We start from the raw sequence: 14,069 nt of genomic DNA, 5'->3' as shown, positions 1-14,069 counted from the left end.
AAATAAATTTGTAGGATAGACTAACGCCAACGCATTTTCTTGCGCTTTGGCAGGGTATTGACCACGCCCATCACTACATAGTAAACTGTCATTAAAAAATCCCAATAGGGAATACTGTAAGATGATATAGTTCGGTCGAGACGAGTATTGATTTTACTTACAACAGCCCATTGAACAATCAATCGGAGCAGCCAAAGCCCTATTAAACAATATACTAGCTGACTAAACATTGTCAAAGGTATCAATACCATAAAACTTAACCAAAATAATATCTGAGTGCTTGCAATAGCGCCAAGAGTAAGTTTGTGATTGATTTTATAATACTTACTTACCGATATATGTCGAGTTTTTTGACGATACCAATCTTGCCAGTTATGTTTTGGAATAGAATACATAAACGAGGCTTCATCCAAGCAAATAGCCGTATTCTGCTCATTGGCTACGTCATTCATAAATAGATCGTCGTCGCCACCCAAAATATTGGTATGTTTAGCAAACCCTCTATTTTTGAAGAATAAGGACTTACGATACATCAAATTACGTCCTACGCCCATGTATGGCATGCCATAAAGTGCCAAACCAAAATACTGAACCGCTGTCAGAAGGGTTTCGTAGCGAATAAACTTATTCAGCGTAGTCTTTTCTGGAAAATAGGGCGAAAATCCTAAAACAATTTCTTTGCCTTTAGTCAAGCATGAAGCCATCGATTGAATCCAAGTGTTTGACTGTGGGCGACAATCGGCATCTGTTAATAGAATTACATCATATTTAGCCGATTTGATTCCTAGTGTCAAAGCATATTTTTTGGGAGATAAATGCTCTGGTGTTTCTTCGATTCGAATAAAACGGAGATGCTTGAAATTGTGAGCTTCGGTCAATAAAAAATCGTAAGTGCCATCATACGAACGGTCGTCTACCACGATAATTTCAAATTTTGGATACTCTTGGGTAGCGAGCATGGGCAGTAGCTCTTCGAGATTACGTATTTCGTTCCAACTACATACTATCACCGATACAGGAGGCAATGCCACCAAATCACTGACAGGTGCTTCATATTGATTGATTTTATTGAAAACATTCAATATAAAATACAGTTGAATCCCAAGGGATAATAGGAACAAAATGAGTAAAAATGGAACCAAAGCGAACTGACTATTAAGTTTTAAAACGCAAAGATAGTGAATCCTTATCACTGCAATGCTGATAAGTGCGTAGATTTTGGTAACTTTGCAGGCTTTTCGAAAAAGTAGAGTTACTTAATTATGACCTACTTGTAAGATAGAGTTCATTTTATTTTAGTACGAAAATATGACTTTTGACATACATAGCACCGACCCCAACAGCAAGGCTAGAGCAGGGGTGATTCATACCGACCACGGAGATATTCAAACGCCTATCTTTATGCCTGTGGGTACAGCAGGCTCGGTAAAGGCAGTTCATCAACGTGAATTAAAAGAAGATATCAAAGCCCAAATTATTTTGGGAAATACCTACCATTTATACCTACGCCCAGGACTAGACGTGTTGGAACGTGCAGGTGGTTTGCATAAATTCAATGGTTGGGATAGACCCATTTTGACCGATTCGGGCGGGTATCAGGTATATTCATTGGCGGGTACAGGTCGCAAAATCAAGGAAGAGGGTGTTACTTTCAAATCACATATCGATGGCTCGATACATCATTTTACGCCTGAGCGTGTAATGGATATTCAGCGTAGTATTGGTGCAGATATTATCATGGCATTTGATGAGTGTACACCGTATCCATGCGATTACACGTATGCACGTGAGTCGATGGAAATGACCCATCGTTGGCTCAAGCGCTGTTGTGATCATTTTGATGCTACCGAACCAAAGTACGGTTACAGCCAAACGCTCTTTCCTATTGTTCAAGGTAGTGTGTACAAAGATTTACGTGTAAAATCAGCTGAGGTGATCGCTAGTTTTGAACGTGAAGGTAATGCAATTGGAGGCTTGTCGGTAGGAGAACCTGCCGAAATGATGTACGAAACGACAGACATCGTAACTGATATTTTGCCAAAAGACAAACCTCGTTATTTGATGGGTGTAGGTACGCCTGCCAATATTTTGGAAGGCATTGGATTAGGTATCGATATGTTCGACTGCGTTATGCCTACGCGTAATGCTCGTAACGGAATGTTGTTTACGACAGAAGGTATTATCAATATCAAAAACGAGAAGTGGAAAGATGATTACTCTCCTATCGATGCTGGTTTGGATAGCTACGTAAGTAACTCTTATACAAAAGCGTATTTGCGCCATTTGGTAAAAGCAGAAGAGATTTTAGGCGCAATGATTGCCAGTGTTCATAACCTTACGTTCTATCTATGGTTAGTAGGTCAGGCGCGTGAGCATATCTTGGCAGGGACTTTCCGTGCATGGAAAGACCAAATGGTCGTAAAATTGATGCAAAGACTTTAGGAGTGTAGAGTTTTGAGTTCTATTGAGTGAATGGTGATTGAGCGATTTAGTGATTATTTTTAATAGAAATTTTATTCGTAGAGACGCAATGCTTTGCGTCTAAAGAGGTATTATCCCATCCTGCATATAGCTTTCAAAAACGGTGGTCGAGATTATTTTCGACCACCGTTTTTGATGTTAAGGAGTATTCCTAGCTTCAATGTATAATAATTACACTAACCTATATCTTCAAACTTTCAAATTAATCCATTTCCAAATCATCAAATTTTCAAATTACCAAATTATCCTATAAAAATCAGGCATAAACTTTATGAATTTCAAGGGATATTTTTACATTTGTAAGGATAGAACTATATGTTAACCTCATATCCGTTATTTTGTAGTAAATGCGAATCTTACAAGTTTTTCTACCAATAGCTACGGCTTTTTGGCGAGGTTATTTTTCCATCAGTCGCCGAAGTTTGTTGCTTTGTACACCTATAATCTTGATCTGCTTTTCAATTTCTATCAATGGTTTTTCTCAAAAAAAATCTGTAGAAACGGTCTCAGACGAACAAATTCAGCTCTTTATCCAAAAAGCGCAAACTAGTGGTTTGTCTATTAGTCAAATCGAAAAAGTAGCGCAGCAACAGGGCTATAGCCCTGCCGAAATTGCTAGGATTAAAGAACGAGTAGAAAAAGTAAGAACCGAACAAAATAAGGTTTTGACCAATGTAACTCTTCCTGAAAATACTTCCAGAACTCAATTAGGGCAACTTTCCGAGCCTCAGTCATCCAATATTTCGTCTGCTGTTTTTGGCAAATCTCTTTTTACAAAAGAAGGATTAAGTTTTGAACCTAATCTACGTATTGCCACGCCTCAAAATTATCAATTAGGTCCCGACGACGAGCTGATTGTGGATATTTATGGTGCAGCGCTAGATAACTTTCATGTGAAAGTAAGTCCAGAAGGAACTGTCAAAATATTGAATCTTAGCCCGATTTATGTCAATGGGCTCAGTGTAGAAAATGCCTCTCAACGTATTGTATCACGTTTGCGACAGTTATACCAAGGGCTCAATGTGGCAGGAAGTGGCGTATCGGCACAAGTGACTTTGGGCAATGTACGAAGTATTAAGGTAACACTTACAGGCGAAGTTAGCCGACCAGGCACTTACACGGTTTCGTCATTGGCAACGATATTCAATGCTTTGTATGCGGCGGGTGGACCATCCGAAAATGGTTCTTTTCGAAATATCCGTTTGATTCGTAACAACAAGGTTTATCGCATATTAGACTTATATGACTTCTTGCTTCGTGCCGACCAAAAAGATAATGTGCATTTACAAGATCAAGATATTATCCGAATAGGAGATTATACAGCAAGAGTTGAGCTACAAGGAGAAGTGAAGCGTCCGATGATTTTTGAAGTAGAAAAAACAGAAACACTTCAAGATGTTTTACGCTTTGCGGGAGGTTTTACAGATAAAGCTTATACGTATTCGATTCAGTTGAAACGTAATACCGCAAAAGAGTTGAAACTGATAAATGTTGCGCAAGAAGAGGTAGCCAGTTTTATTCCTAAAAGTGGCGACAAATATACCATCGGAACGATTTTAGAGCGTTTTGAAAATCGAGTAAAAATAGCAGGAGCTGTATTTCGTCCAGGAGAATATGCCATCGAAAAAGGTACTTCTACCGTAAAGGATTTAATCCAAATAGCCGAAGGACTCAAGCCAGAGGCATTTATGAATCGAGCAAGTCTGCGTCGTTTGAAAAGTAATGACCAATATGAATTAGTCAATATTGATTTAGGAAAAATTTTGAGTGGACAAAATCCAGATATTCCTTTGAAGCGTGAAGATTTTCTGACCGTTTATTCTACACATGATTTACAAGAAAAACGTGTGGTAAAAATCGAAGGAGAAGTCAATCAGGCGGGCACTTATGAATATATCGACGGCATGACTTTGGGCGATTTGATTTTACAAGCCAAAGGATTTACCGAAGGGGCAAGTGCTTCGAAAGTAGAGTTGTCGAGAAGAATCAAAACAGAGCTATATTCATCAGACAACGACCATAGCGTAGAAATTCTATTTTTTGACCTAGATAAAAACTTAAGTCTTGAGTCCAAAGAAGCTTCTATGTTGTTGATGCCTTTTGACAAAGTGTATATTCGAACTGCTCCCAATTACGAAGCACAAAAATCAGTTTATATCGATGGAGAAATAGCCTATCCCGGTTCTTATACCATTAAGGATAAAGCACAACGTATTAGCGATTTGGTTCAATTGGCGGGAGGACTCAAAAAAGGCGCTTATCCACAAGGTGCCGTTTTTCAGCGAGATTCGTCAGTAGTGGCGATTGATTTATCTTTAATTTTGGCGAATCCACAGCAGTCTGAAAATTTGCTTTTGTTGGCAGGGGATAAAATAACCATTCCACGACTAGTGGAAACGGTCAAATTGACTGGCGGCTTGCTCAACCCAGTCGCAGTGGCTTATCGTGAAGGACAAAGTTTACAGACGTATTTGTCTCAAGCTGGTGGGCTTAGTCCTTTGGCACAACGAAATCGTATTTTTGTGAAATATGCCAATGGGATGTCTGATAAAACTAATCATTTTCTCTTTTTTAGAAAATATCCTAAAGTATTGCCAGGCTCGGAAGTAATTGTACCCGAACAAGATAAAGAAACGCAATCTAAACTTAGTGTGGGCGAACGTATCGCTATTATGAGCGGCATTAGCTCCTTGGTTTATGTGATTATTAGTATCACAAATGCCGTTAAGTAATCACTGATACGCTCTAGGCAATAAGCAGTAGGCTAAATGTTTGTATTATTTCATTCAAAAACACTTCTATATTTTTAGCTTATGGCTTATTGCCAAAAGCTTTAGGTATAGAATTCATTTTTTTCTTCATTTGGACACGAATAAAAACCATATAACTATTTCAATCAAAGACCTCATTTCGGGTTTGGTTCAGGGCAAGCGTTTTATCTTGCTCATGAGCCTTTCGTTTGGTATTTTGGGAGCGCTATATGCGATTTCGTTGCCCAATCTATATACTTCTGAAGTCAAAATTTTACCAGAAATAGATACCAAAAATATCGAAAGCCTCGATAAGTTTAAATCCTTGGCAGGATTAGCAGGAATTGATTTAGATAATTTGAACAGCACCGAGGCTATCCGACCCGATTTATACCCTCCTATTTTGCAAAGCACACCTTTTTTACTGAGTACATTTAGAGCGCCAGTGGTAGTTGCCAAAACTCAAGTAAAGACAACCTTGTTTGAGTATCTTAATGGTCTTCGTAAACAAAAATTATCATATCGGATTTTTGGAGAGAGTACCTCGGATGCAATACAGATTTCAGCAACACAAACTCCCGAAAACTCTTTGTTGCTGAGCAAACAGGAAGCGGTTATCCTGAAAGATTTAAGAGAAAATATTACAGCCTCCTTAGATAAAAAATCAGGTGTAATAAGCATTAATGCCAAAATGCCCGATCCTTTGGTAGCGACTATTGTTGTAAAATATGCTCAAGACTATTTGAATCAATATGTAAAGAAATATCGTTTAGAGAAGATACAAAAAGAGGTGGTTTTCTTGGAAAAGAGAGTTGATGAAGCCCAACAGCGCTATCAAATTGCCTTACAACGATACTCTGCTTTTCAGGATAGTCACCGAGGATTGTTTTTGAATACTTCAAGACAGCAGGAACAAAAGCTTCAACAAGAATCAGAACTAGCTTTTTCTTTATTTTCAGAATTGAGTAAAAAGTTAGAAGAATCGAGGGTGAAAGTTCAGCATGATACACCTGTTTTTCAGATTCTTGAGCCTGCGCAAGTGCCTCTCAAAAAAAGCGAGCCTAAACGTACAGTTATGGTTTTTGCTTTTATGATTTTGGGAGGAATGATTGCCTGTTTAACTTTAATGATTAGGTATTTTAGGGTTTCGAAATTATTTTTCTAAGTAATTTCAATTTGACTTTTTCAGAATAAAGTCTTAATATTGAGGTTATCGGTTAATAGTAGATTAGTTATTAGAATATGCTCATAATCAGAATAGTACTGCCAAAGGTCATGATTATAGTACTAATTCAATCTTCCACAGAAACTTTTTACCGAATGCTCATGGCTGAAAGCCGAAAGCCCAATAATTAGATAACACACCTACAGCTATTCTATCGAACCTTATTTACTGCGAAAACTCCATTGCTATTTATTTGAAAACTGGAGAACCGCATGAATACTACATCTAATGAATTTCCCCTTGTATCTATCATTTGTACTTGCCACAATCAAGCATCATTTGTAGAACAAACCTTATCGTCGATTTTGACGCAAGACTATCCCAATCTTCAAGTTTTTGTATCAGACAATGGTAGTACTGATGATAGCGCTAGCTGTATTCAGCGCTTTTGTCAACAAAATAAACATCATTTTCAGGTTACTTATCATCCCCAAAATTTGGGTATCTGTAAAGCTTTTAACCAAGCCTTTACTAAGGCTACAGGTCAATATATTATAGATCTTTCGGCTGATGATATATTGTTGCCTTACTGTGTGAGTCAGCAGGTAGCTTTTTTCGAAAAACAGACGAATGAGGTTGGTGTAATTTATTCAAATATTGAATGGATTAATCAAGAAGATAAAAGCAAGGGTAAAGCCTTCGGAGATTTGCCTCCTCCAAGTGGAGATATTTGGTTGAAACTCTTGTCCAAATCATTTATTCCTGCCCCAGCTATGATGATACGAAGGAGTTTACTTTTGCAAATGGGCGGATACAACGAGCAGTTAGCTTACGAAGATTTGGATTTTTGGATGCGCTCTTCCCTGTTATGTTATTATGCTTATTTGCCAAAGGTATTACTAAAGGTACGAAAGCTACCTAATTCAGCATCTTCAGGGTTTAACTGTTCTGAAAAAGGTTTATTGGAGACAGCCTATAAAGTTTGTTTAAGAACACAGCTAACACTTAGTCATAGTAACGAGTATAGGGCTTTGGATAAACGGATTTTAAATTATTGTTTAAAAGCGTTTGTTTCTAGGCAATTTGAGATTGCTTTACGGTTTGCCCATTTATTATCTCGTCCAGTCAGTAAAAAAGTAATTGTCTATCTAGTAAAACGAAAAATAGGCTTTAGTGTGTTAAAGCTACTTTATCACCTTTTCAAATACGTAAACTAGTCTACTACTTAACAAAATTATTCTATGACTATATCACAACCCCTTTCTACACTGATTCAGCAAAGTAGCTTTCTAGTTACGGGTGGCGCTGGATTTATTGGTTCTCATTTGGTTGATTTTTTACTGAAACATCATGCCCAACAAGTTGTCATTGTGGATAACTTCTCAACAGGTTCATTCGAAAATATTCAATCGGCGCTAGGTTATACCAATTGTCATTTAATCGAAGGGGACTTACAAAATCGTCTTGTTTGTGAAAAAGCCTGCGAAGATATTGATTATGTATTTCATCAGGCGGCACTTGGGTCTGTACCTCGTTCTATTCATGACCCTATTAGTACGCATCAGGCCAATGTCAATAGTTTTGTCAATCTGTTGGTAGCTATGCAAAAAGCACAGGTAAAAAAGATGATTTTTGCCTCTTCCTCCTCTGTTTATGGAAGCTTATTAGATGATGTCAAACAAGAAATTACTATTGGCGAACCACTTTCTCCTTATGCAGCAACTAAGCGTATCAATGAGATATACGCCGATATTTTTGCACATACATATCAACAGGATTTGGTTGGTTTGCGCTATTTCAATGTATTTGGACCACGTCAAAATCCAGATGGCCCCTATGCTGCGGTTATTCCGAAATTTATTCAATCCGTGTTAGAGGAAAAAGCGGGTATTATTTTCGGAGATGGCGAGCAAAGTAGAGACTTTACTTATATCGACAATGTGGTATATGCCAATATCTTAGCTCTATTAAAACATTCTCAAGAGTATCGTTTTTTTAATATTGCATGTGGGCAATCTATTTCTTTAAATCAGGTTTGGAATACGATTAATATTTTTTGCGAAGCCGAACTCCCCATCTTTTATCAGCATCCTCGTCAAGGTGATATTTTGCATAGTAAAGCTGATATAAGTCGTGCCAAACAATATCTTAATTATCAGCCATTTGTATATTTTAATGAAGGTATTCGTAGAACGATTTCTTGGTATCAATCACAAAGAACTCATGATTAGTTTAGCAACCAAACTGAAGAATTTACTCAATGAGCAACTGAAAGGATTGTCGAGCCAGCTTAGCTGGTATGTAATACAACTAGGTGTAACTTTTGCGAGTAGCCTTTGGCTTATACGACATTTGGATAGTTTACATTGGGGAAGTATCAGTTTGTTGGGTGCCTATCATGGAATGTTCAGTGTATTTTCGGGGATATGGCTCAAAGACTGGGTGATTAAAGCCATTGTAGAAGGACGCAAAGTAGAGCCTATTTTGGGAAGTGTTGCCTTGATAGCAATACTTTTATCAGTCTTGGGCTTTATTATTTGTGGACTAAGTTTTACGCTATTTTTTCCACAATATTCATTCTTGAAAAATCTCATTTGGATACAAGCAGGAAGTCTGCTGACAACTCCTTTTCATGTTATTTACTTTTATTTTGATGCTATCAAAAAGCCTCAATTAATCAACCAAGTGAATGCCTATTATGCAATTTGTGCAGGAATTTGTAAATTAATTTGTGCTGAGATAAAGCCATTTTCATTTTCTACTTTTTTATGGTTTCAATTAGGTTGTAGCTTGGCTTTGGCAATAGGCTATTATTGGTTGATAAAAAACGAAGGGCTAGAATTTCGTAAATGGCAAATTCAATGGCAATTAGTAAAAGAAATGTGTAAAGGAGCATGGTCTGTTTTTGTGAGTAAAATCATTGGCTTAGCCCAATCAAAAATGGATGTGTTGTTGTTAGCAAGCTTGTTGAATCTGAGTGATACAGGTAAATACAGTTCGGCTATTCGATTGATTGAAGCCTGCTATTTTGTACCAGTGTTGTTATTTACACACCAATATCCACGCATAATTGAAGCAAAACAATTTTCAGAAAAGCATTTTCTGAAAAAACTGCAACAATATTTTAACATCAGTTTGGATTGTGCCATAGGCTTAATTACCCTATTGTGGATAAGCGCACCATTGTTTGAAAGAATTTTGGGTGTACAAGAATTAACATGGTTTATTTGGGGCTTATCTATCAACATATTGTTCTACATGCTCGATATAGCTCGCTCTAGTTTTTTGTTTGTAAATAACTTTGTCCATTTGATGATACCTATCCAGTTGGTTTCATGCATATTAGGTATTTGTCTTAGCTACTTGCTAGTACCATATTGGGGTATTTATGGTACAGTCATCAGCACTTGGATGATGGGATTGTGGCAATGTTGGCTGAGTAATTATCTATTTCGACAAACACGGTTTATACCTAGAATACTATGTTCGAAAACTTATTCTACATCTTAAGTCTCATAGGGTTTTGTTATTATATTTTTAGTAAACGCTTATTTGATTTTTTGGGCTTATCATTTTTTAGTTCCTTGGTTTATTTTATTCCTGGATTTTCTGGACTGATTATTAACCCTTACAATACAGACGAAACTACCGCTATTTATCCACCTTGTTATTGGGTTTATGACTTGGTATTGGGCATTAATTTACTTACAGTATTATTCAACGATACCTTTTTACAAGAGAAGTCTATTTGCATTACAGGAGACTTTAAGCCCAATTTAGCTTTAGGAGCATTTTTTATGGGTATGTTGGGTTTGATAGGCTCTTTGATTCAGTTTCCTGATTTGTATCTGAATCGTGCTGAAATAAGTAAAGGCGAACTTCAGTCCATACTCAGTCAACAAGCAGACCGATGGAGTGTTATCTGGGCAATGGGCGCTAGTTTATTGGCAATGATTGCTTTTAAAGCAGATTATCGATTTTACCAAATCGTTGCGGTTTTGCTATTGGGTTTAGATTTGTTTTGGGGAGGTAATCGGTCCTCTTCGGCTTTTGTAGTTTTGGCATTATTAGTCTTATCAACACAGCACGAGCCAAAACGTTTGGCAAACTATTTTATTCATTGGAAATACTTAGGGAAAGTGTTGTTAATCATTAGTTTAGGGGCAGTTTTCTTTATTTCAAAGCTCATTTTGCCTTTGTTACAAGCCAATCGAATGGATTTGTTTAACGAGATTTACCCTTCGTGGCAAGACGTATTGTTTCATGCTTTTATTGTGAGTGAGCCAGCCGCTATTCAGGCCAATTTATCAGAAACCTTACGCAAGGGTATCGAGGTAGATTGGTATCATCCTATAGACATTGTTAGTCAATTGATTATTGGTGGTGATTGGCTCGGAATGCAGTCTAACAGTCATTATTTGACTCAAAAAGATTTATTTCCTCAACTTGAATACGGGTTGGCATATAATATTTGGGGTGATATTTGGGCAAGTGGAGGTTGGATTACACTCATTATTTTTATCTTTTTTTACCATATCGTTTTGGTGATTGGTAATCTCCTCATCAAACGCTCAACGGGATATTCTTTGGTAGTAATTGCCTTGTTTTTCTCGATATGGGCATTTTATATTCATCGAAATAATCTATTATTTCAATTATACTTACAAAAACGGGTTTTGGTTTTTGCGATAGTGCCATGGCTTTTTTCGCTTATCAAAATTCGATGGAATAGTTCGCATACTAAATCAAGCTAAAATATGTGTGGAATTACTGGACTTGTAGACTTCCGTTATAAAAGTTCTCTACAAACCCTTCGACAGATGTATTCGTCTCTGGGGCATCGTGGCCCAGATGCTTATGGGGAATATTGGAAATCGATGCCTTTGTATCAAATAGGACTAGGACATACTCGTTTGTCGTTATTAGACAATAGTACTCTGGCCTCTCAACCCTACCGATGGAAGCATTGGGTACTAGTTTTTAATGGAGAAATATACAATTTCAGGGAAATCAGACATACCCTTCAGCAGAAAGGGTACTATTTTGAAAGTGAGTCAGATACCGAGGTGTTAGTCAAAGCTTTTGATTATTGGGGTGAAATGGCTATTCAACAATTGACAGGAATGTTTGCTTTTGGGCTATTTAATCAGGAAAATCAGCAATTGATATTAGCAAGAGATAGAGCTGGAACGAAGCCTTTGTATTTATTTCAATCCAGAAATCTTATTTTATTTGGCTCTGAATTAAAGGCGTTAATCGCTCATTCAGATTTTCCGAGACAGATACAAATACAAAGTATTGGGCTATTTTTTCAATATGGTTATATTCCTAGCTCACATTGTATTTTTGAACATACTCATAAAATACAGGCAGGACAGATTTTAGTGATAGACTTGCAACAAAATACTACACGCTATCAAACTTATTGGTCGATTTTGGACTCTCTTAGCCAACCAATTGCTAAGCAAAATTATGCTGAATCATTTTTGCTTCAAGAATTAGATCAGCGACTCGATACCGCCTGCCAAACCCGTATGATAGCCGACCACCCCATTGGTTTGTATTTGAGTGGAGGTTATGACAGTTCGTTGGTAGCATATTACGCTCGCAAGCACAGCAATTTTTATAAAGCCTATTGCTTGGGTTTTGAGGAAAACGAATTCAGCGAGATTCCTTTTGCCCGAAATATAGCTCAGCATTTAGCAATTCCTTTTGAGGGGTTTATTCTAGAAAATCATGAGTCTTTACCCCTTACAATGCACTTGCCTGAAGTATTCGATGAACCATTTGGCGATAGTTCGGCAGTAGCGTGTTTGGCACTGAGTCAACGAGTGCGGCCGTCTGTCAAAGCCGTTGTGTCGGCCGAAGGTGGCGATGAGCTTTGGGCTGGTTATCCTCGTTATTTGCAAAGTTTGAGGCTTTATCAAGGTTTGAAATATACTCCTAATCAAATAATTAGATTGTTGTTAAAACCTTTTCATCACCGAAAAGTCGTAAAACTTAGGCATATTCTTGAGTACCCTCAAAATCCAATTTGGGTATTCGATGCTGTAAGTCAAACACTTAGTAACAATTTGATATCAGATCTAGTACAAGACTTTATTCCAAATTCTAAAAAAACGCTTAAGAAAGTTTTTCCTCACGACCCAATCCATGCTATGTTGTATTGGGATTATACACAGTATTTGGTCGATGATTTGATGGTAAAAGCTGACCGTACTGGCATGGCAGTTGGCCTCGAAATTCGAGAGCCTATGTTACATCATCCTTGGGTAGAGTGGGTATCTAGTTTGCCAAGTCAGTACAAAATCAAAGATTCGGAACAAAAATATTTACTGAAAAAGCTGGCTCATCAAAAACTTTCTCAAGCACTCTTGGACCGACCTAAAAAAGGGTTTGGTGTTCCACTAGGAAAATGGTTGAGAGGGCCTCTAAAAGAGCTTATCCTAGACACGTTATCTACCTCCTCATTAGCAAAACATGGTCTGCTAAATACAACAACTGTCAATCTTTATCTCAAACATTTTTATCAAGGCTCCGATATTTACGCTACTACACTTTGGCACCTATTACAATTTCAACTTTGGTATAATCGATGGATATAAAACCCAAAATATTGTTTCTAATGCCAAGTTTGGCATGTGGAGGAACCGAAAAGGTCATGAGCACTCTCATTAATCATTGGGATTGTCATCAGTTTGATGTCGTATTAGGACTCAATTCGACAGAAAAACCTTTTTATTTAATTACCAACTCAGCAGTATCCATTAAGTATTTTGGCAAATCGAGGGTTCGATATACATGGCGAAAACTACTCTTGTTGATTTGGCAAGAACGCCCCGACTATATCTTTAGTGTCTTGGATTTTACAAGACTCATGATTTTGTTAAAACCCCTTATCCCAAAGTCCTGCAAGCTTATTGCTCGTGAATCAAATTATTTATTCGAATGGCTAAATACCTCTCAAAAGGTTTTATCTCGATACTTATATCGTAATATTGATTTGCTGGTGGTACAATCAGCTTTAATGAAACAACACGTAATCAATAATTTACCTGAAATTGCTTCTAGTACCTTGGTTATTCAGAATCCTATTGATTTGTCTTTGGTACGACAACTTGCACAAATGCCTTTGGAGTATGATATTCCTAATTGTCCTATTTTTATTACTATAGCTAGACTAGATACTATTAAAGGGCATCTAAGAATATTGGATGCATTGGCTTTACTAGATAGCCCATTTTGTTACTATATAGTAGGCGAAGGGCAAGAGAGAAATGCAATTGAAAAATATCTTGAAAAGCATCAACTACAATCAAAAGTAATTTTGACAGGAGAATTGAAAAACCCTTTTCCATTACTAAAAAAAGCTCATCTATATCTGCAAGGCTCTTATTCGGAGGCCTTTCCAAATGTTATTTTAGAAGCGCTATGTTTGGAGGTAACACCTATTGCCTTTACAATTTCGGGTGGAACTTCCGAAATTATCCGTTCGGGTGAAAATGGCTTTTTAGTAAATAATACAACCGATTTTGCAAAGTCGATTTCTATAGCTTTAAAAGAACCTTTTCTTCCTCAAAAACTTTCGAGAGACCTATATCCATTTGAATTAAAAGCTATTATGTCGATTTATGAAAAACTATTTGTAGAAAGATTAATGATTTGAAAATGAG

General features: G+C 37.2%; 10 protein-coding genes. 9 read left to right on the top strand and 1 reads right to left on the bottom strand.

The window, feature by feature from the left end:
- Nucleotides 1–20: 20 nt before the first annotated feature.
- On the bottom strand, nucleotides 21–1,193 hold the full coding sequence (locus tag QM491_RS05615; protein ID WP_510186159.1) for a glycosyltransferase: 1,173 nt from the start codon (nucleotides 1,191–1,193) through the stop codon (nucleotides 21–23).
- A 115-nt stretch (nucleotides 1,194–1,308) separates the two neighbouring features.
- Here QM491_RS05615 and tgt point away from each other — a divergent pair, with 115 nt between their 5' ends.
- The 9 genes from tgt (at nucleotide 1,309) to QM491_RS05570 (ending at nucleotide 14,062) form a co-directional block, all read left to right on the top strand.
- Nucleotides 1,309–2,442 carry a tRNA guanosine(34) transglycosylase Tgt gene (gene tgt, locus QM491_RS05610; RefSeq protein ID WP_283326294.1) on the top strand — a complete coding sequence of 378 codons (1,134 nt, stop codon included), beginning with the start codon at nucleotides 1,309–1,311 and terminating at the stop codon, nucleotides 2,440–2,442.
- A 485-nt stretch (nucleotides 2,443–2,927) separates the two neighbouring features.
- On the top strand, nucleotides 2,928–5,213 hold the full coding sequence (locus tag QM491_RS05605; protein ID WP_283326293.1) for an SLBB domain-containing protein: 2,286 nt from the start codon (nucleotides 2,928–2,930) through the stop codon (nucleotides 5,211–5,213).
- 40 nt (nucleotides 5,214–5,253) lie between these two features.
- The gene (locus tag QM491_RS05600) at nucleotides 5,254–6,396 is read left to right on the top strand and encodes a Wzz/FepE/Etk N-terminal domain-containing protein (RefSeq protein ID WP_310589548.1); all 1,143 of its coding nucleotides are present in this window, start codon (nucleotides 5,254–5,256) and stop codon (nucleotides 6,394–6,396) included.
- A 272-nt stretch (nucleotides 6,397–6,668) separates the two neighbouring features.
- Nucleotides 6,669–7,613, top strand: a complete 945-nt coding sequence (locus QM491_RS05595; RefSeq protein ID WP_283326291.1) for a glycosyltransferase — start codon at nucleotides 6,669–6,671, stop codon at nucleotides 7,611–7,613.
- 24 nt (nucleotides 7,614–7,637) lie between these two features.
- Nucleotides 7,638–8,627: an NAD-dependent epimerase/dehydratase family protein gene (locus tag QM491_RS05590; RefSeq protein ID WP_283326289.1), complete on the top strand. Its 990-nt coding sequence runs from the start codon at nucleotides 7,638–7,640 to the stop codon at nucleotides 8,625–8,627.
- Nucleotides 8,572–9,906 (top strand): MATE family efflux transporter, encoded by a 1,335-nt coding sequence (locus tag QM491_RS05585; RefSeq protein WP_283326287.1) that lies wholly within the window; start codon nucleotides 8,572–8,574, stop codon nucleotides 9,904–9,906. The genes QM491_RS05590 and QM491_RS05585 overlap by 56 nt, the downstream gene beginning before the upstream one ends.
- Before the next feature lie 50 nt (nucleotides 9,907–9,956).
- Nucleotides 9,957–11,150 (top strand): hypothetical protein, encoded by a 1,194-nt coding sequence (locus QM491_RS05580; RefSeq protein ID WP_283326285.1) that lies wholly within the window; start codon nucleotides 9,957–9,959, stop codon nucleotides 11,148–11,150.
- 3 nt (nucleotides 11,151–11,153) lie between these two features.
- Nucleotides 11,154–13,001, top strand: coding sequence for an asparagine synthase (glutamine-hydrolyzing) (asnB, locus tag QM491_RS05575; RefSeq protein WP_283326283.1), 1,848 nt, complete (start codon nucleotides 11,154–11,156; stop codon nucleotides 12,999–13,001).
- Nucleotides 13,002–13,057: 56 nt separating this feature from the next.
- Nucleotides 13,058–14,062: a glycosyltransferase gene (locus QM491_RS05570; protein ID WP_283326282.1), complete on the top strand. Its 1,005-nt coding sequence runs from the start codon at nucleotides 13,058–13,060 to the stop codon at nucleotides 14,060–14,062.
- Nucleotides 14,063–14,069: the final 7 nt, after the last annotated feature.

Source organism: Flectobacillus longus (assembly GCF_030056705.1).
Classification (GTDB): Bacteria; Bacteroidota; Bacteroidia; order Cytophagales; family Spirosomataceae; genus Flectobacillus; species Flectobacillus longus.
This window is presented reverse-complemented; position numbering and strand designations above follow the sequence as displayed.